Source organism: Enterobacter cloacae complex sp. FDA-CDC-AR_0132 (assembly GCF_003010695.1).
In the GTDB taxonomy this organism is placed as follows: Bacteria; Pseudomonadota; Gammaproteobacteria; order Enterobacterales; family Enterobacteriaceae; genus Enterobacter; species Enterobacter ludwigii.
On the sequence record NZ_CP027618.1, the window covers coordinates 4690799 to 4713412 of the forward strand.

The 22614-nt window shown below is 55.4% G+C and carries 27 protein-coding genes and 1 pseudogene; 20 read left to right on the forward strand and 8 right to left on the reverse strand.

All coding sequences use genetic code 11. From position 1 onward, the window contains the following. Nucleotides 1-5: 5 nt before the first annotated feature. The 3 genes from fliS (at nt 6) to amyA (ending at nt 2330) form a co-directional block, all read left to right on the forward strand. On the forward strand, nt 6-410 hold the full coding sequence (gene fliS, locus AM379_RS22795) for a flagellar export chaperone FliS (protein WP_014170724.1): 405 nt from the start codon (nt 6-8) through the stop codon (nt 408-410). Between the two features lie 5 nt (nt 411-415). Further along, on the forward strand, nt 416-778 hold the full coding sequence (fliT, locus tag AM379_RS22800; protein ID WP_014170725.1) for a flagella biosynthesis regulatory protein FliT: 363 nt from the start codon (nt 416-418) through the stop codon (nt 776-778). Nucleotides 779-842: 64 nt separating this feature from the next. Beyond that, entirely contained in the window at nt 843-2330 is a 1488-nt protein-coding gene (amyA, locus tag AM379_RS22805) for an alpha-amylase (RefSeq protein WP_106504294.1), read from the forward strand. A gap of 64 nt (nt 2331-2394) precedes the next feature. Here the strand turns inward: amyA and yedD are convergent, their stop codons facing one another. Both yedD and fliE read right to left on the reverse strand, forming a co-directional pair. Beyond that, the gene (gene yedD / locus AM379_RS22810; RefSeq protein ID WP_020883340.1) at nt 2395-2808 is read right to left on the reverse strand and encodes a lipoprotein YedD; all 414 of its coding nucleotides are present in this window, start codon (nt 2806-2808) and stop codon (nt 2395-2397) included. A 74-nt stretch (nt 2809-2882) separates the two neighbouring features. Continuing rightward, entirely contained in the window at nt 2883-3194 is a 312-nt protein-coding gene (gene fliE / locus AM379_RS22815; protein WP_014170728.1) for a flagellar hook-basal body complex protein FliE, read from the reverse strand. Nucleotides 3195-3422: 228 nt separating this feature from the next. Here fliE and fliF point away from each other — a divergent pair, with 228 nt between their 5' ends. From fliF to rcsA, 14 genes and pseudogenes are all read left to right on the forward strand, one after another. Continuing rightward, entirely contained in the window at nt 3423-5102 is a 1680-nt protein-coding gene (fliF, locus tag AM379_RS22820; protein WP_014170729.1) for a flagellar basal-body MS-ring/collar protein FliF, read from the forward strand. Continuing rightward, nucleotides 5095-6093, forward strand: coding sequence for a flagellar motor switch protein FliG (gene fliG, locus AM379_RS22825; protein ID WP_014170730.1), 999 nt, complete (start codon nt 5095-5097; stop codon nt 6091-6093). The genes fliF and fliG overlap by 8 nt, the downstream gene beginning before the upstream one ends. Beyond that, nucleotides 6086-6793 (forward strand): flagellar assembly protein FliH, encoded by a 708-nt coding sequence (fliH, locus tag AM379_RS22830; RefSeq protein WP_032678466.1) that lies wholly within the window; start codon nt 6086-6088, stop codon nt 6791-6793. Before fliG ends, fliH begins: the two co-directional genes overlap by 8 nt. After that, on the forward strand, nt 6793-8163 hold the full coding sequence (gene fliI, locus AM379_RS22835; RefSeq protein ID WP_032678467.1) for a flagellar protein export ATPase FliI: 1371 nt from the start codon (nt 6793-6795) through the stop codon (nt 8161-8163). The genes fliH and fliI overlap by 1 nt, the downstream gene beginning before the upstream one ends. A gap of 21 nt (nt 8164-8184) precedes the next feature. Next, a complete protein-coding gene (gene fliJ, locus AM379_RS22840; RefSeq protein ID WP_014170734.1) occupies nt 8185-8628 on the forward strand; it encodes a flagellar export protein FliJ in 444 nt (147 codons plus the stop codon). Beyond that, nucleotides 8625-9863 (forward strand): flagellar hook length control protein FliK, encoded by a 1239-nt coding sequence (fliK, locus tag AM379_RS22845; RefSeq protein WP_032678468.1) that lies wholly within the window; start codon nt 8625-8627, stop codon nt 9861-9863. Before fliJ ends, fliK begins: the two co-directional genes overlap by 4 nt. A 106-nt stretch (nt 9864-9969) precedes the next feature. Further along, on the forward strand, nt 9970-10440 hold the full coding sequence (gene fliL / locus AM379_RS22850) for a flagellar basal body-associated protein FliL (protein ID WP_020883336.1): 471 nt from the start codon (nt 9970-9972) through the stop codon (nt 10438-10440). Between the two features lie 4 nt (nt 10441-10444). Further along, nucleotides 10445-11449 (forward strand): flagellar motor switch protein FliM, encoded by a 1005-nt coding sequence (fliM, locus tag AM379_RS22855; RefSeq protein ID WP_014170737.1) that lies wholly within the window; start codon nt 10445-10447, stop codon nt 11447-11449. Beyond that, a complete protein-coding gene (gene fliN / locus AM379_RS22860) occupies nt 11446-11859 on the forward strand; it encodes a flagellar motor switch protein FliN (protein ID WP_014170738.1) in 414 nt (137 codons plus the stop codon). The genes fliM and fliN overlap by 4 nt, the downstream gene beginning before the upstream one ends. Nucleotides 11860-11861: 2 nt before the next feature. Continuing rightward, entirely contained in the window at nt 11862-12236 is a 375-nt protein-coding gene (fliO, locus tag AM379_RS22865) for a flagellar biosynthetic protein FliO (RefSeq protein WP_025203802.1), read from the forward strand. After that, complete coding sequence (gene fliP / locus AM379_RS22870) at nt 12236-12973, forward strand: flagellar type III secretion system pore protein FliP (RefSeq protein WP_008500316.1); 738 nt, start codon at nt 12236-12238, stop codon at nt 12971-12973. The genes fliO and fliP overlap by 1 nt, the downstream gene beginning before the upstream one ends. 9 nt (nt 12974-12982) lie before the next feature. Further along, nucleotides 12983-13252, forward strand: a complete 270-nt coding sequence (gene fliQ / locus AM379_RS22875) for a flagellar biosynthesis protein FliQ (RefSeq protein WP_008500315.1) — start codon at nt 12983-12985, stop codon at nt 13250-13252. 7 nt (nt 13253-13259) lie between these two features. Beyond that, nucleotides 13260-14061: pseudogene (gene fliR / locus AM379_RS22880) on the forward strand (flagellar biosynthetic protein FliR). 278 nt (nt 14062-14339) lie between these two features. Next, nucleotides 14340-14963, forward strand: coding sequence for a transcriptional regulator RcsA (gene rcsA, locus AM379_RS22885; RefSeq protein WP_008500313.1), 624 nt, complete (start codon nt 14340-14342; stop codon nt 14961-14963). Nucleotides 14964-15067: 104 nt separating this feature from the next. On the opposite strand, the gene dsrB is transcribed toward rcsA, so the two are convergent. Next, nucleotides 15068-15256, reverse strand: a complete 189-nt coding sequence (dsrB, locus tag AM379_RS22890) for a protein DsrB (RefSeq protein ID WP_020883333.1) — start codon at nt 15254-15256, stop codon at nt 15068-15070. Between the two features lie 129 nt (nt 15257-15385). On the opposite strand from dsrB, the gene yodD reads away from it, so the two are divergent. Both yodD and AM379_RS22900 read left to right on the forward strand, forming a co-directional pair. Beyond that, nucleotides 15386-15613, forward strand: a complete 228-nt coding sequence (gene yodD, locus AM379_RS22895; RefSeq protein WP_032678469.1) for a YodD family peroxide/acid resistance protein — start codon at nt 15386-15388, stop codon at nt 15611-15613. Between the two features lie 302 nt (nt 15614-15915). After that, complete coding sequence (locus AM379_RS22900) at nt 15916-16716, forward strand: mannosyl-3-phosphoglycerate phosphatase-related protein (protein ID WP_032678470.1); 801 nt, start codon at nt 15916-15918, stop codon at nt 16714-16716. On the opposite strand, the gene dgcQ is transcribed toward AM379_RS22900, so the two are convergent. The 3 genes from dgcQ to AM379_RS22915 form a co-directional block, all read right to left on the reverse strand. Beyond that, nucleotides 16701-18401 carry a cellulose biosynthesis regulator diguanylate cyclase DgcQ gene (dgcQ, locus tag AM379_RS22905; RefSeq protein WP_106504295.1) on the reverse strand — a complete coding sequence of 567 codons (1701 nt, stop codon included), beginning with the start codon at nt 18399-18401 and terminating at the stop codon, nt 16701-16703. The genes AM379_RS22900 and dgcQ overlap by 16 nt on opposite strands. 73 nt (nt 18402-18474) lie before the next feature. Continuing rightward, entirely contained in the window at nt 18475-18657 is a 183-nt protein-coding gene (locus tag AM379_RS22910) for a YodC family protein (protein ID WP_014170745.1), read from the reverse strand. Nucleotides 18658-18735: 78 nt separating this feature from the next. After that, entirely contained in the window at nt 18736-19647 is a 912-nt protein-coding gene (locus AM379_RS22915; RefSeq protein WP_106504296.1) for a DUF808 domain-containing protein, read from the reverse strand. A 178-nt stretch (nt 19648-19825) separates the two neighbouring features. Between AM379_RS22915 and yedA the strand changes: the two genes are divergently transcribed. Further along, the gene (gene yedA, locus AM379_RS22920; protein ID WP_020883329.1) at nt 19826-20740 is read left to right on the forward strand and encodes a drug/metabolite exporter YedA; all 915 of its coding nucleotides are present in this window, start codon (nt 19826-19828) and stop codon (nt 20738-20740) included. Here yedA and AM379_RS22925 read toward each other — a convergent pair. Together AM379_RS22925 and AM379_RS22930 are read right to left on the reverse strand one after the other, a co-directional pair. After that, nucleotides 20712-21203 carry a very short patch repair endonuclease gene (locus AM379_RS22925; protein ID WP_106504297.1) on the reverse strand — a complete coding sequence of 164 codons (492 nt, stop codon included), beginning with the start codon at nt 21201-21203 and terminating at the stop codon, nt 20712-20714. The two genes, yedA and AM379_RS22925, sit on opposite strands and share 29 nt — an antisense overlap. After that, nucleotides 21184-22599 carry a DNA cytosine methyltransferase gene (locus AM379_RS22930; RefSeq protein ID WP_063156598.1) on the reverse strand — a complete coding sequence of 472 codons (1416 nt, stop codon included), beginning with the start codon at nt 22597-22599 and terminating at the stop codon, nt 21184-21186. Before AM379_RS22930 ends, AM379_RS22925 begins: the two co-directional genes overlap by 20 nt. Nucleotides 22600-22614 lie beyond the last annotated feature (15 nt).

The window sequence follows — 22614 nt, forward strand, 5'->3', positions numbered from 1 at the left end:
ACGATATGTATAGCAAATCTGGTGTACAAGCCTATCAGCAGGTAGGTCTTGAATCTGCTGTCTTGAGTGCCAGCCCGCACCAGTTGGTTGTCATGTTGTTCGACGGTATCCATAGCGCGCTTATCCGGGCGCGCCTTTTCCTCGAGCAGGGGGACATCCCGGCAAAAGGAGAGGCCCTGTCTAAGGCCATTAATATTATCGAAAATGGCCTTAAGGCTGGGTTAAATATGGATGTGGGAGGAGAACTCCCCCGCAACCTTTCTGCGCTTTACGACTATATGGTACGCCGTTTGTTACATGCCAATCTGCGCAATGACATCGAAGCTATTACCGAAGTCGAGGCTCTGCTGCTCAATATTTCCGACGCCTGGAAGCAAATCGGCCCGGGTTATACTCCCAAGCAGGATTAACTTTAATGAACGACTCCAGCTTATCCCTTAAAAAGTGGCATGCTCTTTATGCGCTTAGCAATACAATGCTGAGCCTTGCTCAATCCGGGAAATGGGATGAGCTCATCGAACAGGAGGTTGCATACGTTTCGCTGGTTGAAGAGATCAGCACGACTCCTTTTCCACCCGACAGCAAACACATCCAGGATCAGGCGATGGTGATACTGAATCAGGTGCTGCAGAATGAACTCCTCCTCAAGGATTTGTTGCAGGAAAGAATGAGTGAGTTGAGCGGTCTTATTGCCCAAACCAACAAGCAAAAAAACGTTAACGTTACCTACGGGAAGTTGTCAGGCAACATATTATTTCCCGGAGAGATGAATCATTAATTCACATTAGCGATTCTTGATCCATACTCCAGAAGTCTGCCAAACGGCTTCTGGAGCACGGACGATGAAAAACCCCACCCTGTTACAATGTTTTCACTGGTATTACCCTGCGGGCGGTGAATTGTGGCGAGAGGTCACGGCGTTAGCCCCCAATCTTAACGAAATCGGCATCAATATGATCTGGTTGCCGCCAGCCTGTAAAGGCGCATCCGGCGGGTACTCGGTCGGATACGACACTTACGATCTCTTCGACCTCGGTGAGTTTGACCAGAAAGGCAGCGTCGCCACCAAGTACGGTGACAAAGCTCAGCTGCTGGAGGCTATCGACGCACTCAAAAGTAATGAGATCGCCGTCCTTCTTGACGTGGTGGTTAACCACAAAATGGGCGCAGACGAGAAAGAACCCGTCCGCGTTCAGCGCGTCAACGAACAGGATCGCACGCAGATCGACGATGAGATCATTGAGTGTGAAGCCTGGACACGCTACACCTTCCCTGCCCGTGCCGGGCAATATTCGCAGTTTATCTGGGATTACAAATGCTTCAGCGGCGTCGACCATATTGAAAACCCCGATGAAGACGGCATTTTTAAAATCGTCAACGACTACACCGGTGAAGGCTGGAACGACCAGGTTGATGATGAGATGGGTAATTTTGATTATCTGATGGGCGAAAACATTGATTTTCGCAACCATGCTGTCACTGAGGAGATCAAATACTGGGCCCGCTGGGTCATGGAACAAACTGGCTGTGACGGTTTTCGTCTGGACGCCGTCAAACACATTCCCGCCTGGTTTTATAAGGAGTGGATTGAGCACGTTCAGGAAGTTGCAACGCAACCGTTGTTTATCGTGGCGGAATACTGGTCCCACGAAGTGGATAAACTGCAGGCCTATATTGACCAGGTCGATGGAAAGACGATGCTGTTCGATGCCCCCCTGCAGATGAAATTCCACGAAGCATCGCGCAAGGGTCGGGAATACGACATGAGCCAAATCTTTACCGGCACCCTGGTCGAAGCCGATCCGTTCCATGCGGTAACTCTGGTTGCCAACCATGATACTCAGCCTTTGCAGGCGCTGGAAGCGCCGGTTGAAGCGTGGTTTAAACCGCTGGCCTATGCCCTGATCCTGCTGCGTGAAAACGGAGTGCCCAGCGTCTTTTATCCGGATTTATTCGGTGCCAGCTATGACGATACGGGCGGTGACGGCGAAACCTACCATATTGATATGCCGGTCATCGAGCAGCTTCACGAGCTGATCCTCGCCCGCCAGCGTTTTGCCCACGGCGTGCAGACGCTGTTCTTCGATCACCCAAACTGTATCGCCTTCAGCCGCAGCGGCACCGAAGACGATCCTGGCTGTGTGGTGGTGATGTCGAATGGCGATGACGGCGAGAAAGTGATTTGTCTGGGTGAAAACTACGGCAACAAAACGTGGCGTGATTTTCTCGGCAATCGCGAAGAAACGGTCATTACCGCAGCGGATGGCGAAGGTACCTTTACCTGCAAAGGTGGAAGCGTCAGTGTGTGGGTGATTGAGGATGCGTTGTAGTTGTAAAAGCATCTGACGTGAATTGAATGCCGGGTCAGGCGAAGCTGCCACCCGGCAACATGCACTACGGAAGTTTACTCTCAAGCGGATTTTTGCTCAGATAATCTGCGCACTCTACCGTCGGGCGATCGACCTTCTGTAGCTCCATACCATCATACTCAAGAACAGAACCATCGCGCTCCAGCGGATAAATATCCAGCTTGCGGGTGACGTTATAATAACTGTCTGAACGCAGCATGATTTTACCCGGTACAGCGATCACGCGCTGCCACTGACGGCAGTCCAGCGTATCGCCCTCCTCCGTCACCACCAGCGTGGCAATCGCCTCTGGGCTCACCATTTTGCTCTGCGGCCCTTTTGACTGCCAGTACCCTGCCAGATGCGCCGGGACGGGGTGTTTGATCACTTCCTGATAGTTATCCACCTGAACGCACCCGGTCAGTGCCAGCAGCGCGCCAGCAATTGCTATTTTTTTCATCATCTTTCCTGCATTCGAAGAAAAAAATATTGTGGCATTAAAGCGCTTGGGCTGCCAGCGAAGATCGACGGGGCTTAAACTTGCATCCCCATCACTTCCTGATAAGCAGACACAAGCTTATTACGCACCTGAATCCCCATCTGCAGGGAAACCGAGGCTTTTTGCAAATCGGTCATCACATCATTCAGTGCCACGCCCGGCTCGCCGAGGGTGAACTTCTCCGCCTGTGTACGTGCGGCGGTCTGGGTATCGCTGATACGGTCAAGCGCGGCGTGCAGTTGTCCTGCAAAACTGATGCTCGGTTGTTCTGCCACATTCTGATTACGGGCCGTCATCGCCGTTGCCTGCAACTGACTGATCACCCCTTCAATACCCTGTATAGCCATGACTCTCCCCTGAATGGTTTTTTACGGGGTCAAGACTAACAGCTTGTCAATAAGATAATGGCGGTAAATAGCGTGAAAAAACCAGGTTATTTGACGCATAGAAAATCCTGAATCATCAAATAATGGCAGGGCCATCAATATGGAACTTTTGTCGTGTTTGCCGACCCGGGAGTCAGTTTTGTTTCTCTACACGAATAACGTAAACCACCAGGATTTAAGAGGTGCGCAATGAGTGCAACAGCATCGACAGCGCCACAAAATAAATCACTCGAGTGGATGAACCGCCTTCGCGCGAATCCTAAAATCCCGTTGATCGTGGCAGGCGCTGCCGCAATTGCGATCCTTGTAGCGATGGTCTTGTGGGCGAAAAGCCCTGATTACCGCACGCTTTACAGTAACCTTTCCGATCAGGATGGCGGTGCCATCGTCACCCAGCTTACCCAGATGAACATCCCTTATCGCTTTGCGGATAACGGCGGTGCGCTGGAGGTACCGGCTGATAAGGTGCACGAACTTCGTCTGCGCCTGGCGCAACAGGGACTGCCAAAGGGCGGTGCGGTAGGTTTTGAACTGCTGGATCAGGAAAAATTCGGTATCAGTCAGTTCAGCGAGCAGGTGAACTACCAGCGTGCGCTGGAAGGTGAGCTGGCCCGTACGATTGAAACATTGGGTCCGGTGAAGAGTGCCCGTGTGCACCTGGCCATGCCTAAACCCTCCCTGTTTGTCCGCGAGCAGAAATCCCCGTCGGCCTCCGTCACCGTTAACCTCCAGCCTGGCCGTGCAATGGATGAAGGACAAATCAGCGCGGTGACCCATCTGGTCTCCAGCGCCGTTGCCGGTCTCCCGCCGGGTAACGTGACGCTGGTTGATCAAAGTGGTCATCTGCTGACCCAGTCCAATACCGCAGGCCGCGATCTGAATGACGCGCAGCTGAAATATGCCGCGGATGTGGAAGGTCGCGTGCAGCGTCGCATCGAAGCCATCCTTGGCCCGGTCGTCGGTAACAGCAACGTGCATGCGCAGGTTACCGCGCAGATTGACTTCTCTAATAAAGAACAGACCGAAGAGCAATACAGCCCGAATGGCAACCCGGCTCAGGCGGTAATGCGCTCTCGTCAGGTCAATGAAAACGAACAGGTTGGCGGCGCTTACCCAGGCGGTGTGCCGGGTGCACTGTCTAACCAGCCAGCACCGGCTAACGCGGCACCAATCTCAACGCCACCGGCTAATCAGCAGAACGGTCAGCAAACGAATCAGCAGACCACATCAACAGCCAGCACCGCCGGTCCGCGTACCAGCAGTCGTAACGAAACCACCAACTACGAAGTGGACCGTACCATCCGCCACACCAAACTGAACGTGGGCGATGTACAGCGTCTGTCGGTTGCGGTGGTGGTGAACTACAAAACGCTGGCGGATGGCAAGCCGTTGCCGTTGACCGCCGAGCAGATGAAACAGATTGAAGACCTGACCCGTGAAGCGATGGGTTACTCCGAGAAGCGCGGCGACACGCTCAACGTGGTGAACTCACCGTTCAACTCGGTTGAAGAGTCAGGTGGCGAACTGCCGTTCTGGCAACAGCAGGCGTTTATCGATCAGCTGCTGTCCGCAGGTCGCTGGCTGCTGGTTCTGATTGTCGCGTGGCTGCTGTGGCGTAAGGGCATTCGTCCTCAGCTCCAGCGTCGTGCTGAAGCTGAAAAAGCGGCGCGCGAACAGGTCAGTACCCGTCAGGAAGTGGAAGATGCGGTTGAAGTTCGTCTCAGCAAAGACGAACAGATGCAGCAACGCCGTGCTAACCAGCGTATGGGCGCCGAGGTCATGAGCCAGCGCATTCGCGAAATGTCAGATAACGATCCGCGCGTCGTGGCGCTGGTCATCCGCCAGTGGATGGGTAACGAACATGAGTAACACGCTTTCAGGCACCGATAAAAGCGTCATCCTGCTGATGACCATTGGCGAAGACCGTGCGGCCGAGGTGTTCAAACACCTCTCCCAGCGCGAAGTACAGATTCTCAGTGCGGCAATGGCAAACGTACGCCAGATCTCTAACAAACAGCTGACGGAAGTGCTGTCTGAATTTGAGCAGGAAGCCGAACAGTTTGCCGCGCTCAACGTCAACGCCAACGACTATCTGCGCTCCGTGCTGGTCAAGGCGCTGGGCGAAGAGCGTGCTGCCAGCCTGCTGGAAGACATTCTGGAAACGCGCGATACCGCCAGCGGTATCGAGACGCTCAACTTTATGGAGCCGCAGAGTGCCGCCGACCTTATCCGCGACGAGCACCCGCAGATTATCGCCACCATTCTTGTCCACCTGAAACGTGGCCAGGCGGCCGATATTCTGGCGTTGTTCGAAGAGCGCCTGCGTCACGATGTGATGCTGCGTATCGCGACCTTCGGTGGTGTCCAGCCAGCCGCGCTGGCGGAGCTGACCGAAGTGCTGAACAACCTGCTCGATGGCCAGAACCTCAAGCGCAGCAAAATGGGCGGCGTGAGAACGGCGGCAGAGATCATCAACCTGATGAAAACGCAGCAGGAAGAAGCGGTCATTACCGCCGTTCGCGAATTCGACGGCGAGCTGGCACAGAAAATTATCGACGAGATGTTCCTGTTCGAAAACCTGGTCGAAGTGGACGATCGCAGCATCCAGCGCCTGCTCCAGGAAGTGGACTCCGAGTCGCTGCTTATCGCCCTCAAAGGTGCCGAGCAGCCGCTGCGCGAGAAGTTCCTGCGCAACATGTCTCAGCGTGCGGCAGATATCCTGCGCGACGACCTTGCCAACCGTGGCCCGGTCCGTCTGTCTCAGGTGGAAAACGAACAGAAAGCCATCCTGCTTATCGTTCGTCGTCTGGCGGAAACCGGCGAGATGGTGATTGGCAGCGGAGACGACACCTATGTCTAATGAACTGCCGTGGAAGCGCTGGACGCCCGACGATCTGGCGCCTCCCCTGTCAGAGTTCACACCCGCCGTGCTGTCGCCCGAAGAGGGCGACCCGGATGTCGAGCAGCCTGAGCTGAGCGAAGAAGAGCAGCGCGCGCAGATGCTGGCCCAGCTGCAGATGCAGGCCCATGAGCAGGGCTACACGGCTGGCCTGAACGAAGGACGCCAGAAAGGCCACGATCAGGGGTATCAGGAAGGTCTGGCCAAAGGGTTAGAACACGGCATTGAACAGGCGCGCCAGCAACAGGCTCCGCTTCACGCCCGTATGCAGCAGCTGGTCAGCGAGTTTCAGCACACGCTGGATGCGCTGGACAGCGTCATTGCCTCAAGGCTGATGCAGATGGCGCTGGAAGCCGCCCGTCAGGTGATCGGCCACGCGCCGGCGGTGGACAACACCGCGCTGATTAAACAAATTCAGGGTCTGCTTCAGCAGGAGCCGCTGTTCAGTGGGAAACCGCAGCTGCGCGTTCATCCGGACGACCTCCAGCGCGTGGAAGAGAGTCTGGGCGCCACGCTGAGCCTGCACGGCTGGCGTCTGCGCGGCGACCCGTCGCTGCATCACGGAGGCTGCAAGGTCTCTGCCGATGAAGGTGACCTGGATGCCAGCGTTGCGACCCGCTGGCAGGAACTGTGCCGCCTGGCAGCACCGGGAGTCGTCTGATGACTGCACGCCTCACCCGCTGGCTCAACACGCTCGATAATTTTGAAGCGAAGATGACGCAGCTGCCGTCCGTTCGCCGTTACGGACGACTCACGCGGGCCACCGGCCTGGTGCTGGAAGCCACTGGCCTGCAGCTTCCGCTGGGAGCCACCTGCGTGATTGAGCGTCAGGATGGACAAGAGACGCGTGAAGTTGAGAGCGAAGTCGTCGGTTTTAACGGCCAACGCCTGTTCCTGATGCCCCTTGAAGAAGTTGAAGGTATTCTGCCCGGTGCGCGCGTGTATGCGAAAAACATCAGCGGCGATGGACTGCAAAGCGGGAAACAGCTCCCGCTTGGCCCTGCCCTGCTTGGCCGCGTTCTGGACGGAAGCGGTAAACCGCTGGACGGCCTGCCCTCGCCGGATACCACCGAAACCGGCGCGCTGATCACCCAGCCGTTTAACCCCCTTCAGCGTACCGCCATCGAACATGTCCTCGACACCGGCGTACGCCCGATTAACGCCCTGCTGACCGTAGGCCGCGGGCAGCGTATGGGCCTGTTTGCCGGCTCAGGAGTGGGCAAATCCGTCCTGCTTGGCATGATGGCACGCTACACCCAGGCCGATGTCATCGTCGTGGGTCTGATCGGTGAACGTGGTCGCGAAGTAAAAGACTTTATTGAAAATATTCTCGGTGCAGAAGGCCGTGCCCGCTCGGTGGTCATCGCCGCACCGGCGGATGTCTCACCGTTACTGCGTATGCAGGGTGCTGCGTATGCCACCCGTATCGCGGAAGATTTCCGTGACCGCGGCCAGCACGTGCTGCTGATTATGGACTCCCTGACCCGCTATGCGATGGCGCAGCGTGAAATCGCTCTCGCCATCGGAGAACCTCCGGCGACCAAAGGTTATCCGCCTTCGGTCTTTGCCAAGCTCCCGGCGCTGGTCGAACGTGCAGGAAACGGCATCAGCGGCGGCGGCTCAATCACCGCTTTTTATACGGTTCTGACCGAAGGCGATGACCAGCAGGACCCGATTGCCGACTCCGCGCGTGCGATCCTCGACGGTCATATTGTGTTATCGCGCCGTCTGGCCGAAGCCGGTCACTACCCGGCAATTGATATCGAAGCATCAATCAGCCGTGCAATGACGGCATTGATCACAGAGAAGCACTACGCCCGCGTGCGTAACTTCAAACAACTCCTCTCCAGCTTCCAGCGCAACCGCGATCTGGTGAGCGTGGGGGCGTATGCCAAAGGCAGCGACCCGATGCTCGACAAAGCGATTAGCCTGTGGCCGCAGCTGGAGGCGTTTCTGCAACAAGGTATTTTTGAACGCGCCGACTGGGAAGACTCACTCCAGGCACTGGAGCTGATTTTCCCGCAGGTGTAACACAGGTGGAGGGCGAAGGTCATGGCGCAAAACAGCGCGTTATCAACGCTGAAAGATCTGGCTGAGAAAGAAGTTGATGATGCCGCATTGCAGCTCGGCGCAATGCGACGCGGGTGCCAGCAGGCTGAAGAGCAGTTGAAGATGTTAATCGACTATCAGCATGAATATCGCACCAACCTCAATACCGATATGACACAGGGCATTGGAAGCCAGCGCTGGATTAACTATCAGCAGTTTATTCAGACGCTGGAAAAGGCGATTGAACAGCATCGCCAGCAGCTTAACCAGTGGACCCAGAAAGTCGACACCGCGCTGAATTTCTGGCGCGAGAAAAAGCAGCGACTGCAGGCCTGGCAGACCTTACAGGACCGACAGATCGCGGCAACGACCCTGGCGGAAAACCGCCTGGATCAGAAGAAAATGGATGAGTTTGCCCAGCGCGCATCAATGAGGAAACCGGAATGATCACATTGCAACAACTGCTGATGACCGACAGCGACCTGTCGGGCGGCATGCAAACAGGGAAAGGCACCGACGGTGCACAAGACTTTCTTTCTCTGCTGGCAGGCGCCCTGACGGACGCAACAGGCCATAGCAACGATGCGCCGCTGACGCTGGCTGACCTGAAAGCAGCCGGCAGTAAGCTGTCAAAAGTTGCTCAGGAAGCCGGGGGAGAGAATACCCTGCAGGCCAAAATAGCCAACCTGCTCTCGCGTCAACCAGCCCTGACAGGCGATGAACCGACAGCAGCCACCCCGCTGGAAACCCTTGTTTCCGGGCTGGTGCCGGTTTCAAAAGGTGATGCCCTGAAGACCCTGAGCGCGGTGAAAACGCAGGATGACAGCAAAAGCGAGCTGAGCGAAGAAGAGCTGGCAGGGTTGAGCGCGCTGATGGCGATGCTGCCCCACCAGCAGACGGCAACGCCGGTGGCCTCTGGCGCGACAGGCAATGGCCTGACGGCGAAATCAACGCTGAACGCTGCCGCGCTTTCGCAAAATGGTGCAGGTCAACAGTCCATGAGCACCCTGCTGGCGGGCCATGAAAAAGCGCAACAAGCGTCGACTTATCAGGCGCAGGCGCAAAACGCCGATCCGTCTCAACCGGTCAGCGCACCGGCGACCCCGATCGTAGCCGCCGCCGCTGAGAAGCAGGATCTCGCCAGTTCACCCTCTTCAACAGCCCCGAGCGCAACGCTTGCGCCCGTCATTTCCAGCAACGTCAACAGCTACGCTGCCGCAACCGTTGCCACGGCACCGGTATTGAGCCAGCCGCTGGGAACCCAGGAGTGGCAGCAATCCCTGAGTCAGCACATTACGTTGTTCACGAAACAGGGCCAGCAGACCGCAGAGTTGCGTCTGCACCCGGAAGATCTGGGCCAGGTCCAGATTACCCTGAAACTGGATGATAACCAGGCACAACTGCAAATGGTGTCGGCGCACAGCCACGTGCGTGCGGCCCTGGAAGCTGCACTGCCTGTCCTGCGCACGTCGCTTGCTGAGAGTGGCATTCAGCTCGCGCAAAGCAGTGTCAGCAGCGAGAGCTTTGCCGGACAGCAGCAGTCCCCCTCTCAACAGCAGCAACAGGCTTCACGTTCCGGTAATACCGGCGGTTTTAATGAGGAGAGCGATGAGTTACTGCCTGCCCCTGCCGCCCTGCAATCCGCGGCGCGTGGCAACAGTGCCGTAGACATCTTTGCCTAAACGCCAGAGGTAGCGTGATTATCCCCGTCTTTTCCACGCTTTGACGACAGCAGGACACGGGATAATCACCTTATTAAGCTGTACCGAAACAGGAAGCTCGTATCAGATGACTGACTCCGCGATCACCAAAAAAAGCAAGCGTTCCATCTGGATCCCGCTGCTGGTGTTAATCACGCTCGCCGCCTGCGCTACCGCGGGCTATAGTTACTGGCGTATGCAGCAGGAACCTTCTACCGCTGCGGCCAAAGCCGAACCGCCTCCTCCGCCGGCACCGGTATTCTTCCCACTGGATACCTTCACCGTGAATCTGGGTGATGCGGATCGTGTGCTGTATGTGGGTATTACGTTACGCCTGAAAGATGAAGCCACGCGTGCGCGCCTGAATGATTATCTTCCTGAAGTGCGTAGCCGTCTGCTGCTGCTGTTCTCTCGTCAGGACGCCTCAACGCTTGCTACCGATGACGGTAAGCAAAAGCTGGTCGACGCCATTAAACAGACGCTGGCGACCCCGCTGGTAAACGGTCAACCCAAGCAGGAAGTCACTGACGTTCTGTATACAGCCTTCATACTGCGGTAACGACATGGGCGACAGTATTCTTTCTCAGGCAGAAATCGATGCGCTTCTTAACGGCGACAGCGATAAGAACGATGATCCGCAACCGGGTATTGGCGGCGATAGCGATATTCGTCCTTATGATCCCAATACCCAGCGCCGCGTAGTACGTGAACGTCTGCAGGCGCTGGAGATCATTAACGAACGCTTTGCACGTCAGTTCCGTATGGGGCTGTTTAACCTGCTGCGTCGTAGCCCGGATATCACGGTCGGTGCGATCCGTATTCAGCCGTATCATGAGTTTGCCCGCAACCTGCCGGTGCCAACGAACCTTAACCTGATCCACCTGAAACCGCTGCGCGGCACAGGTCTGGTGGTGTTTTCGCCAAGCCTGGTGTTCATTGCGGTGGATAACCTGTTTGGTGGCGACGGGCGTTTCCCAACCAAAGTGGAAGGGCGTGAATTTACCCACACCGAGCAGCGCGTCATCAACCGCATGCTGAAGCTGGCGCTGGAATCTTACAGCGACGCGTGGAAAGCGATTAACCCGCTGGAAGTGGAGTACGTACGTTCTGAGATGCAGGTGAAATTTACCAATATCACCACCTCCCCGAACGATATCGTCGTGAATACCCCGTTCCATGTGGAGATCGGTAACCTGACCGGTGAGTTCAACATCTGCCTGCCGTTCAGCATGATCGAACCGCTGCGTGAACTGCTGGTCAACCCGCCGCTGGAGAACTCACGCAACGAAGATCAGAACTGGCGTGAAAACCTGGTGCGTCAGGTTCAGCATTCTCAGCTTGAGCTGGTGGCGAGCTTCGCGGATATCCCGCTGCGCTTATCCCAGATCCTGAAATTACAACCCGGCGATGTTTTGCCGATAGAAAAACCCGACCGCATTATTGCCCATGTGGATGGTGTCCCCGTGCTGACAAGTCAGTACGGCACAATTAACGGTCAGTATGCGTTACGCGTTGAGCACTTGATCAACCCGATATTGAATTCGCTGAATGAGGAACAGCCCAAATGAGTGACATGAACAATCCGTCCGATGAAAACAGCGGAGCACTGGACGATCTGTGGGCTGACGCGTTAAACGAGCAAAAAACGACTCCGGCCAAAAGTGCAGCGGATGCTGTGTTCCAGCAGCTCGGCGGCGGCGATGTCAGCGGTACGCTGCAGGATATTGATCTGATTATGGATATCCCGGTTAAGCTGACCGTGGAACTGGGCCGCACCCGGATGACCATTAAAGAGCTGCTGCGTCTGACGCAGGGTTCCGTGGTGGCCCTTGACGGTCTCGCCGGCGAACCGCTGGATATTCTGATCAACGGTTATCTCATTGCCCAGGGTGAAGTCGTGGTGGTTGCCGATAAATACGGCGTGCGCATCACCGACATTATTACGCCATCTGAACGTATGCGTCGTCTGAGCCGTTAAGCATGAAAACCCAGGCAACAATATCACAGCCCTCTGCCGTTCCCGGCTCTCCGCTGCTCCAGGTGAGCGGCGCGTTGCTCGGTATTATTGCCTTTATTCTTATCGCCGCATGGCTGGCGAAGCGCTTCGGCCTGGCGGGTAAAACCGCCGGCACCCGCGGTCTGAAGGTCAGCGCCAGCACGACACTGGGGCCACGCGAGCGCGTGGTCGTTGTCGATGTGGAAGATGCACGGCTGGTGCTGGGCGTGACTGCCTCCAGCATCAACGTCTTGCATAAACTGCCGCCAGCCCCGGCAACGGGTGACGAGCGCGCAGAAGTCCCTGCGGATTTTCAGTCCGTCATGAAGAGTTTGCTTAAGCGTTCCGGGAGATCCTGATGCGCCGTTTGTTATCCCTTACGCTTGCGGGCGTCGGCCTGTTTGCCCCTGCGGTTTACGCGCAACTGCCCGGTCTGGTCTCAACCCCTCTTGCAGGCGGCGGGCAAAGCTGGTCGCTGCCGGTGCAGACGCTGGTTTTCATCACCTCGCTGACGTTTATTCCGGCGATCCTGCTGATGATGACCAGCTTCACCCGAATCATCATCGTCTTTGGCCTGCTGCGCAATGCGCTGGGCACCCCGTCCGCGCCGCCTAACCAGGTACTGCTGGGTCTGGCGCTGTTTTTAACCTTTTTCATTATGTCGCCGGTTATCGACAAGATTTATACCGACGCATACCAGCCGTTTAGCGAAGATAAAATCTCCATGCAGGAGGCGCTCGATAAAGGGGCTCAGCCGCTGCGGGAGTTTATGCTCCGCCAGACCCGGGAAGCGGACCTGGCACTCTTCGCCCGCCTGTCCAATACCGGCGAGCTTCAGGGACCGGAAGCCGTTCCGATGCGTATTCTGCTGCCTGCGTATGTCACCAGTGAGCTGAAAACGGCCTTTCAGATTGGCTTTACCATCTTTATTCCGTTCCTGATTATCGATCTGGTGATCGCCAGCGTTCTGATGGCGCTCGGGATGATGATGGTGCCCCCGGCCACCATTGCCCTGCCCTTTAAGATCATGCTCTTTGTCCTGGTCGATGGCTGGCAACTGCTGGTCAGTTCGCTGGCGCAGAGTTTCTACAGTTAAGGAGCCGTAATGACGCCAGAATCGGTCATGATGATGGGCACGGAAGCGATGAAAATCGCGATAGCCGTTGCCGCGCCGTTACTGCTTGTCGCGCTGGTGACCGGTCTGATTATCAGTATCCTGCAGGCCGCCACGCAGATTAACGAAATGACGCTGTCATTTATCCCAAAAATTATCGCCGTGTTCGTGGCGATTATCGTTGCCGGGCCGTGGATGCTGAACCTGTTGCTGGACTATATGCGCAACCTGTTTACCAATCTGCCGTACATCATCGGCTGACCCGACGATGCTGCACTTCACCAGTGACCAGTGGGTTCAATGGCTTGGCGTCTATTTCTGGCCGATGCTGCGTATTCTGGCGCTGATTACAACGGCCCCCATTCTCAGTGAGAAAACGATACCCAAGCGCGTCAAAGTGGGGCTGGGCATCATCATCACCATTATCGTCGCCCCTTCTCTCCCGCCCGTGGATATTCCGATCTTCTCGGCGAAAGCGGTGTGGGTTGCACTGCAACAGGTGATGATTGGCGTGGCCGTAGGCTTTACCATGCAGCTTGCCTTCGCGGCCGTGCGGACCGCCGGCGAACTGATTGGCCTGCAAATGGGTTTATCATTCGCCACGTTTGTGGATCCCGGCAGCCACCTCAACATGCCGGTGCTGGCGCGCATTATCGATCTGCTCGCCATGCTGCTGTTCCTGTCGTTCAACGGCCATCTGTGGCTGATCTCCATGCTGGTGGATACTTTCCATACGCTGCCGATTGGGGAAAACCCGGTGAACAGCAACGCGTTTCTGGCGCTTACGCGTGCGGCCGGGCTTGTTTTCCTGAATGGCCTGATGCTGGCGCTGCCGATTATCACCCTGCTGCTGACCGTGAACCTCGCCTTAGGGTTACTCAACCGAATGGCACCGCAGCTCTCGGTGTTCGTCATTGGTTTTCCGCTGACGCTGACGGTCGGTATTTTATTAATGTCATTACTGATGCCCCTTATCGCCCCCTTCTGTGAGCACTTATTCGGCGAGATATTCAATCTGTTAGCAGATATTGTCAGTGAGCTACCGCGTAAATAATAGCCCTCACAGTTGATATTGTCTTTCTGAGGATATTCCTAAAATAAAACGTGAAAAACATCTTCCAGGATATATCTGACGCGGTTTAATTGTTTCTAACCACCTCACAATACTTAATATTTACTTTACTTTAAGAAGATTCCTGGCAAATTATACGTAACTTTACGGGATAGTGAGTCCGCCTGAAAGTCTTTGTCATGCTCACAGGTTTATTAATTTTTTCCATCCCGTATGGCTGTTATGAGCTCTCAGGCAGATGGTGAATTATCGTTACGCATTGAGTGAGGGTATGCCATGTCAACGATCATTATGGATTTATGCAGCTACACCCGGCTAGGGTTAACCGGGTACCTGGCAAGCAGAGGGGTAAGAAAGAGAGACATCAACGATGCACACACCGTTGACGAACTCGCAGCCGCTTGTGACGAACTTAAACCAGGCGTGGTGTTTATTAATGAGGACTGTTTCATTCACGATCCAGCCAACAGTCAGCACATTAAGCAAATCATTAATCAGCATCCAAAAACCCTGTTTATTGTTTTTATGGCGATCGCGAATATCCATTTCGATGAGTATTTGTTGGTTCGCAAAAATTTATTGATCAGTTCTAAATCGATTAAACCAGAGTCGCTGGATGACATTCTGGGTGATTATTTGAATAAAGAAGTTAAAAATGTAGGAGCGGTTAACTTACCCACCCTATCATTAAGCAGGACTGAATCAAGCATGCTGCGAATGTGGATGGCAGGGCAAGGGACTATTCAGATCTCAGACCAGATGAATATTAAAGCCAAAACCGTTTCGTCACATAAAGGAAATATTAAAAGGAAAATTAAAACGCATAATAAGCAAGTGATCTATCACGTGGTACGCCTCACCGATAATGTGACGAACGGGATTTTCGTCAACATGCGTTAGTCGCTAAAAAAACCCTTTGCACCCTACCTTTGATCTCTGGCCTGGCCAGAGATTTTTGCTTCTGTGGACAGTGTCGGGCGCGCCAGTCGCCACCCGACGCCATGCTATTGCGCTTTCTCTACAAAGATGCCATCCGGGTGTCCCAGTTCGTTAAAAAACCAGATGCCGAGCGGGTAGTCTTCAAGTGATACCAGGTACATCGTGCCTTCACTAAACTCTTCAATTGCCAGGACCACACCCGGGCGGCGCGGTCCACCGTCCGTTTTAACGGTTACCCGATCGTTGACCTTCATACGTTCCTCCTCTGGTTTTGAGCCAGTGTAGAACAAAACGCCTTAACTGGCATCGCTGCCCGGTGTGAATGGCGTTTTTGTGCGCAGTCTATACTTACGGTTGGAGACGGCAAAATGAGGTACCCCGTAATGAAGACCGACAAAGAGTACAGCGACACCATCAAACGCGAGGTTGAGGTGGATGTCGATGCCCTGCTGGCCGCCATCAATGAGATCAGTGAGTCAGAAGTCCTTCGTTCAGACGACAATTCAGACAGGGTCATTGTGAACGGAAGGGATTATCACACCTACCGTGAACTGGCGGAGGCCTTCGAGCTTGATATTCATGATTTTAGCGTGTCTGAAGCAAATCGTTAGGACGAAAAAAATCCCGGTCATGGGGATGGCCGGGATCAAAACTTGCTTATGCAAGAAGCACTTGAAAATTCGTTACACCAGGAAATCTGATGTACACAAAACACTATCCTCAACCATTTTGTATGACAAGCATATATTCTCATGGCGAATATAATATTTGGTACATAATAAATTTAGTTATGAGGGACAACATGCGCCGAATGCGGGTTTGGCAGGAAAGATACCCTTTTGCCTCACTTAAGCATTAGGAATTTTTTTAGGAATATTCTTAGGTGGCAGTTTGTCAGTTATCAGGAGTCGTTATGCCTTCACTGCAGGATAGCCTGCTGATCTTTTCCGATCTCGACGGCTCGTTGCTCGATATTCATACGTACGAGTGGCAACCGGCCATGCCCTGGCTGGACACCCTCCAGGATAACCAGGTGCCGGTTATTCTCTGCAGCAGCAAGACCGCGGCAGAAATGCTGGATATCCAGCAGGATCTGGGCCTGGAGGGGTTGCCCTTCATAGCTGAGAATGGCGCGGTGATTCAGCCCGACGTGCGCTGGGAGACAGGTCGACGCCACATCAGGGGGATGACGCACCGTGATATTCGCCCGCTGATCGACCAGATTCGCCAGCAGCGGGGCTTTAAATTCACCACCTTTGATGACGTCGACGAACGGGTAATCAGCGAGTGGACGGGGCTGACGCGCTATCGTTCGACCCTCGCGCGCCGACACGAAGCCTCCGTTACGCTCATCTGGCGCGACAGCGATGAAAAAATGGCGCAATTTGACGAGGCGCTGGCGCAGTGCGGCCTGAAATGCCTGCAGGGAGCCCGCTTCTGGCATGTTCTGGATGCTCGCTGCGGTAAAGACGTTGCGGTTGACTGGCTGATTGAGCAGTACCGTGAGCGGGAAGGCATTGTGCCGGTCACTCTGGGGCTTGGCGATGGTCCAAATGATGCCCCGCTGCTGGACAGCGTGGACTACGCCGTGGTGATCAAGGGTATTAACCGGCAGGGCATCACGTTACGTGACGATAACCCCGCCCGGGTGTACCACACGCAACAGCCCGGACCCGCGGGCTGGCAGGAGGGGCTGGATCACTTCTTATCCTGATCGTGCCAGAACACCCGGTTGCGCCCGCACTGCTTGGCCTGATACAACCGGGCATCCGCCACTGACTGCAACTGTTCGAAATCGTAATTGTCCTTTTCCTGGGCGCTACTTACCCCCAGTGAGGCACTGATACGCACGGTGGTACTCTTTTTCACCAGGATCTCTTTACTGTTGATGCGTGAGCGAATGCGTTCCGCAATCCCCCTCGCCTCTTCAAGCCCGCTGCCGGGCAGTACCACGCAGAACTCTTCCCCACCCACGCGTCCGGCAACATCATTCTTGCGCAGTGCACTGCCAATCAGGCCTGCGGCATGGGAAAGCACTTTGTCCCCGGCCTGATGGCCAAAGCGATCGTTAATGCTTTTAAAATGGTCGAGATCGATTTGAATCACCGAGAACGGCAGCGACTGCTGCCGACATCTTTCCGACAGCATTTTGGCACGCTCAAACAGGGCACCACGGTTATTCAGGCGGGTGAGCGGATCGTGCCAGGCCTGCCACTGCAAAGAGTGCTGAAGCGTATACATATTGCTGACCATCCGACGGATAACCAGCCACGAGATAAGAAGCATGGCGGTGAAGAGTGCCCAGAGCAGCGCCAGCACGATACTGATACTGCCGAAGTCCCCCTTCACGCCTTCATGCAGGGTATGAACGCGTAAAATCACACCATCGAAGTGATCGAGCCGCTCCCAGCTGATAAAGCGGCTTCCGAGGCGGATCCCCCCGCCGGTATCGTTCTCAATCGCGTGCGCTATCTGCGCCGTTTCGCGTTCGTCAAACCGGTTCACCAGACTACCGGTCTCTTCTGACGTGGCAATCATATTCAGCCGGGTGTCGTACAGCTGATATTCCCCCTCTGTACGCTCTTGCGTTGCCTCTTCCAGCAGATGTTTCATGGTCTTCAATGAGAAATCCATCGCCACAACGCCATACCAGTAATGGTCAAAATAGATCGGTACGCTGGCCGTGATCATCCGTTCACCACCGGTCCAGGGCGACGGGCTGGAGATAAACCAGCGCACCGCGCGAGCGCGATTGTTACGTTCAGACTGCTGGGTAAACCACGGCTGGGTAACCAGATAGTAATAGCGCTGGCTAATATCACTCGTCTGTTCAGGCGTGTCCGTCGCAAGGTAAAACCCGGCGCGTGACGCATAGATAACCCGCTCTTCACTTTGCCCCACCGAGGACGCCAGTCGGAGTAAATACCCCACTTCGAGGGCGGCAGAAATTTCATTGCTGATACGCTCAGGATCACGATTCAACAACGTGGTTTTTTCGACGAACGCATCCGACACGCCGTTGATGGGGAGAGTGCGTTTTTTATCAACGGCGAGCTGCCAGCTGGGGCGCGTGCGAAAGGCGTTAAAGCGTGAAATCGCTTCATACAGGACATCAAAGGCCAGCGGCGTCTGGATGGCATCACGCATGCTTTTGCGGAAAAAAAGCATTTTATCCACGCTGTACTGTAACTGCCGGTCCAGCGAAGTGGCTACCGTTTCCAGATGATTACGCTGGCTGGAGATATACGCATCTTCCAGTACCACCACCTCTCGCCAGGTCAGGAGCGTGGAAAATATCAGTACGATGAGAAAACAGAGATTAACAATCAACCCCGGATTGCTACGCATATGCAGCCATTGCAGAAAAGATCGTCTTACAACAAAGGTCTCGCGCTGCACACACACACCCTGATTACTGCCCGACGCCGGATACGGAAGGTAAAAACGCCCGGCAAAGCCGGGCGTTATGTCATTAAGCCTTGTCTCGCTTGCGCTGCCCGTCTCCCGGCTGAAGCTCATCCTCACGGAACGCTTCCCGCTTGATGCTATAACCGTCGTGCCACCGGCATTCCACCATACCGCTGGAATACCCGGTGACAATCATACGTGGGCCGCCCTTCTTAGGCTTAACTTCATCACTGACCAAAAAGACCATACCTGCCTCCTGTATCAGGGTGAAACGTTTTCAATTTAGACGAGGAATGATCTTTTTGCACCCCGCAACAGGTAACAATTAGTGCGACGTTCCGCGGATTTTTTCGACCAGTTTTACGGCCCCAACCACGATAATGCCAATGATAAAGCCCAGCACAAGATTAAGCAGCGTGGGCAGAATTGCCGCCACTATGCGGCCCTGCGCCGAAGCGAAATGTTCAATAGCATGATGCAGCGGCACGATACCGTGAACCACAATACCGCCTCCGACAAGGAACATCGCCAGCGTACCCACCACTGACAGGCTCTTCATCAGCCAGGGCGCGGTCACCAGCAGGCTTTTACCGATACCTTTGGCGATAGCGCTCGATTTTTCTTCCAGCCAGTAGCCGATATCATCCAGCTTAACGATAAGCCCCACCAGCCCGTACACCCCCACCGTGACCAGAATGGCGATCCCGGAGAGGATCAGGACCTGGTTCAGAAGCGGTGCTTCAGAGACAATACCTAACGTAATGGCCACGATCTCCGCCGACAGAATAAAGTCGGTACGAATGGCACCTTTCACCTTATCACGCTCGAAGGTTTTAGGATCCTGCGCGGCCAGCGCCTCAAGACGCTGCTGGCGCATTTCCGGCGTGTCGCTGTTCTTACGTGCGGCGAACGAGTGCAGGATTTTCTCAGCGCCTTCGAAGCATAAAAATGCGCCGCCAATCATCAGCAACGGCGTGATCGCCCAAGGGATAAACGCGCTGATCAGCAGCGCAAGCGGCACCAGGATCACCTTATTCAGGAATGAACCCTTCGCTACGCCCCATACCACCGGTAATTCACGGTTGGCCCGAACGCCGCTCACCTGCTGGGCGTTGAGCGATAAATCGTCTCCCAGAACCCCGGCGGTTTTCTTCGCCGCCAGTTTCCCCATCACCGAAATGTCATCCAGTAAGGTGGCAATATCATCCAGTAATGTTAATAAGCTACTTCCTGCCAAAATCTCATTCCTTCTTTTTTTGGTAATTAAGTGAATAGTATGGAGCAAAAGTGTAAACCCGGAAACAGGCACCTCGCGTCAACAAAAAATTCACGTCAACTACACAATTAAAGCGCTCGCCAGCCCGATAGTTTTGGCGTTTACTGTCAGCGACCTTTTCATTTTGTCGCGAGGGATTATGCGTTTCCGGCAACTGCTACCGCTCATTGGGGCACTTTTTTCGCTGTATATCATCTGGGGTTCCACCTACTTTGTCATTCGTATCGGCGTGGAGAGCTGGCCGCCGCTCATGATGGCGGGCGTACGCTTTCTCTCGGCGGGCGTGTTACTGATGGCCTTCCTGCTGTTACGGGGTCATAAGCTGCCTCCGCTTCGCCCGATGCTCAATGCCGCTCTGATTGGCCTGCTGCTGCTGGCCATAGGGAATGGGTTTGTGACGGTCGCCGAGCACCAGAACGTGCCGTCCGGAATTGCCGCCGTCGTGGTCGCGACCGTCCCGCTGTTTACCCTGTGCTTTAGCCGTCTTTTCGGCATCCGCACCCGCAAGCTCGAATGGGTAGGGATTGGGATCGGGCTTGCTGGGATCATCCTGCTCAACAGCGGCGGTAACCTGAGCGGAAATCCGTGGGGCGCAGTGATTATCCTGATCGGCTCGATGAGCTGGGCATTTGGGTCGGTATACGGTTCACGAATTGAGCTGCCGACCGGCATGATGGCGGGCGCGATTGAGATGCTCGCGGCGGGAATTGTGCTGCTGATTGCCTCAACGCTGACGGGCGAAAAACTGACAGCCATGCCGGACCTTTCGGGCTTCCTGGCCGTGGGTTACCTGGCATTATTTGGCTCTGTCATCGCCATTAACGCCTATATGTTCTTGATCCGCAATGTCTCGCCGGCGATCGCGACCAGCTACGCTTACGTGAACCCGGTGGTTGCCGTACTGCTGGGCACCAGCTTTGCCGGCGAAACGTTGTCTCCGGTGGAATGGCTGGCGCTGGGCGTGATTGTCTTTGCCGTTGTGCTGGTAACGCTGGGGAAATATCTGCTTCCTGCGAAGCCGGTTGTTACGCCGTGTGAGGTGGAGAAACCGTAAGCGGGTGAATACCCTGGGTGTCGATCTGCGCGGCCTGCCCGCCGCCGCAGATCCACTCTTCCAGCCGTTCTGTCAGGTCGGCATCGGTACGTCTTAATCTGCCGCGCAGCGCGCACTCCCAGACAATCAACACCCGCCAGCCCTGCGCGAGAAGCGTGCTAAGGCCACGGTTGTCCCGCGCGACGTTCTTGCCAATCTTCTCCAGCCAGAAATCCGTACGCGTCGCGGGAACCTTAAACAGGTAGCAGTCGTGGTGATGCCAGAAACAGCCGTGGGTAAAGATGATGCATTGATACGCATCGATAACGAAATCCGGACGGCCCGCAAGCGCGGCATCCTGCACGCGGAAATCAAACCCCGCCTCGGTCAGCAGCCCGGCTAGCCGCTTTTCAATGGCGGTATCACGCGTGCCGATGGCACGCATGTTTTTACTGCGCGTCGCCTTATCGTGAACATCCGTCATTGACGGCCTCACTCTCACGTAACGCCACGGCCTGTCTGATGCGGGAGGCCAGCAGTTTTGCCACCGCCGCAAACGCGGGAACGACCACCGAGTTACCAAACTGCCGATAAGCCTGGGTGTCCGACACCGGAATGCGGAAGGTGTAACCCTGCGGGGTCTCAAACCCCATCAGCCGAGCGCATTCACGCGGCGTTAAGCGGCGCGGACGGTGACGCTGGTTATCGGGATCGTCAAAATCTTTCTCCCCCAGCGCTTTATCCCAGCCCCGGTCGATCAGGATCTCTGCGCCATCTTTATAGTAGCGAGCGGACAACGTGCGCGTCACACAGTGCGGATCGTTCGGATTAACCATCCCGAAGCCAAAACCGTTGCCTTTGGCCTGGTGTTTTTTCGCATAGCGGTAGAGGTATTTCCACAGCACCGGGGTGAGGATAAATTTCGCGTCGACGACAGGTTCCAGCAGGTCGGCCACGGTTGGGCGACGCGCAGGGTATAAAGAGGGAATATCCCGCAGGGTAAAATCCCCCTTCAGGTTGAGATCGCGGCGAAAACCAACCAGCACAATGCGTTCGCGGTGCTGCGGCAGGAAATGCTTACCGTCGATGATTTTCGGGTCATCCGCGCCCATATGCTGAGCGTCCGCTACGTCATACCCCAGCTCATCGAGCGTTTGCATGATAATGCGGAAGGTCTTCCCGCCGTCATGGCTCTTGAGATTCTTGACGTTCTCCAGCACGAAAATCGCCGGACGACGGGCATCGATAATGCGGACAACATCAAAGAACAGCGTGCCTTGCGTATCGCAGGCAAAACCGTGGGCGCGTCCGAGGGCATTCTTTTTCGACACGCCGGCCAGCGAGAAAGGCTGGCACGGGAAGCCCGCCAGCAGGACATCATGGGCCGGAATTGACTGGCGAATGTGCTCAGCCGCCTCTTCATCACTCACGCCGATTTTGTGGCTCAGCGTAACATCACGGATATCGGCGTTGAAACGGTGTTCATGGGGATCGCAGTACCAGTTGGCTTTGTAGGTACGGACCGCATGTTTGTTCCACTCGCTGGTAAACACACACTGCCCGCCAATGGCCTCAAACCCGTGTCGAATGCCGCCAATGCCGGCAAACAGATCGATAAAACGGAAGGCATAGTTCGGGTGCGCGGCTGAAGGACGCGGAAGCAGGTTTTGCAGATAACGAAACTCGCCCTCACTCAGACGCTGCCCTGCCCGCTCGCTGGTCAGCAGTCTCTTCAGGATTGCCGGGCTCCAGTGGCTCTCACCGTGCGCCACCAGCTGATTCGCCAGCGTTTTAGCATCATAGATATCCAGCAGCTGGCGCAATAAAGCCTGCACCGTTGCCGTTGATTTCTCAGCCTGCTCTGGCGCGGGCTCACTCACTGATCGATTTTCCTG

What these genes read in the sequence shown, in the direction of transcription:
- fliP (WP_008500316.1), top strand. Translation starts at nt 12,236, where the DNA reads ATGCGCCGTTTGTTATCCCTTACGCTTGCGGGCGTCGGCCTGTTTGCC.
- fliL (WP_020883336.1), top strand. Translation starts at nt 9,970, where the DNA reads ATGACTGACTCCGCGATCACCAAAAAAAGCAAGCGTTCCATCTGGATC.
- fliG (WP_014170730.1), top strand. Translation starts at nt 5,095, where the DNA reads ATGAGTAACACGCTTTCAGGCACCGATAAAAGCGTCATCCTGCTGATG.
- fliM (WP_014170737.1), top strand. Translation starts at nt 10,445, where the DNA reads ATGGGCGACAGTATTCTTTCTCAGGCAGAAATCGATGCGCTTCTTAAC.
- amyA (WP_106504294.1), top strand. Translation starts at nt 843, where the DNA reads ATGAAAAACCCCACCCTGTTACAATGTTTTCACTGGTATTACCCTGCG.
- yodD (WP_032678469.1), top strand. Translation starts at nt 15,386, where the DNA reads ATGAAGACCGACAAAGAGTACAGCGACACCATCAAACGCGAGGTTGAG.
- fliH (WP_032678466.1), top strand. Translation starts at nt 6,086, where the DNA reads ATGTCTAATGAACTGCCGTGGAAGCGCTGGACGCCCGACGATCTGGCG.
- yedA (WP_020883329.1), top strand. Translation starts at nt 19,826, where the DNA reads ATGCGTTTCCGGCAACTGCTACCGCTCATTGGGGCACTTTTTTCGCTG.
- fliN (WP_014170738.1), top strand. Translation starts at nt 11,446, where the DNA reads ATGAGTGACATGAACAATCCGTCCGATGAAAACAGCGGAGCACTGGAC.
- fliS (WP_014170724.1), top strand. Translation starts at nt 6, where the DNA reads ATGTATAGCAAATCTGGTGTACAAGCCTATCAGCAGGTAGGTCTTGAA.
- rcsA (WP_008500313.1), top strand. Translation starts at nt 14,340, where the DNA reads ATGTCAACGATCATTATGGATTTATGCAGCTACACCCGGCTAGGGTTA.
- fliO (WP_025203802.1), top strand. Translation starts at nt 11,862, where the DNA reads ATGAAAACCCAGGCAACAATATCACAGCCCTCTGCCGTTCCCGGCTCT.
- fliQ (WP_008500315.1), top strand. Translation starts at nt 12,983, where the DNA reads ATGACGCCAGAATCGGTCATGATGATGGGCACGGAAGCGATGAAAATC.
- dsrB (WP_020883333.1), bottom strand. Translation starts at nt 15,256, where the DNA reads ATGAAGGTCAACGATCGGGTAACCGTTAAAACGGACGGTGGACCGCGC.
- yedD (WP_020883340.1), bottom strand. Translation starts at nt 2,808, where the DNA reads ATGAAAAAAATAGCAATTGCTGGCGCGCTGCTGGCACTGACCGGGTGC.
- AM379_RS22925 (WP_106504297.1), bottom strand. Translation starts at nt 21,203, where the DNA reads ATGACGGATGTTCACGATAAGGCGACGCGCAGTAAAAACATGCGTGCC.
- fliJ (WP_014170734.1), top strand. Translation starts at nt 8,185, where the DNA reads ATGGCGCAAAACAGCGCGTTATCAACGCTGAAAGATCTGGCTGAGAAA.
- fliT (WP_014170725.1), top strand. Translation starts at nt 416, where the DNA reads ATGAACGACTCCAGCTTATCCCTTAAAAAGTGGCATGCTCTTTATGCG.
- AM379_RS22900 (WP_032678470.1), top strand. Translation starts at nt 15,916, where the DNA reads ATGCCTTCACTGCAGGATAGCCTGCTGATCTTTTCCGATCTCGACGGC.
- fliK (WP_032678468.1), top strand. Translation starts at nt 8,625, where the DNA reads ATGATCACATTGCAACAACTGCTGATGACCGACAGCGACCTGTCGGGC.
- fliF (WP_014170729.1), top strand. Translation starts at nt 3,423, where the DNA reads ATGAGTGCAACAGCATCGACAGCGCCACAAAATAAATCACTCGAGTGG.
- AM379_RS22910 (WP_014170745.1), bottom strand. Translation starts at nt 18,657, where the DNA reads ATGGTCTTTTTGGTCAGTGATGAAGTTAAGCCTAAGAAGGGCGGCCCA.
- fliI (WP_032678467.1), top strand. Translation starts at nt 6,793, where the DNA reads ATGACTGCACGCCTCACCCGCTGGCTCAACACGCTCGATAATTTTGAA.
- fliE (WP_014170728.1), bottom strand. Translation starts at nt 3,194, where the DNA reads ATGGCTATACAGGGTATTGAAGGGGTGATCAGTCAGTTGCAGGCAACG.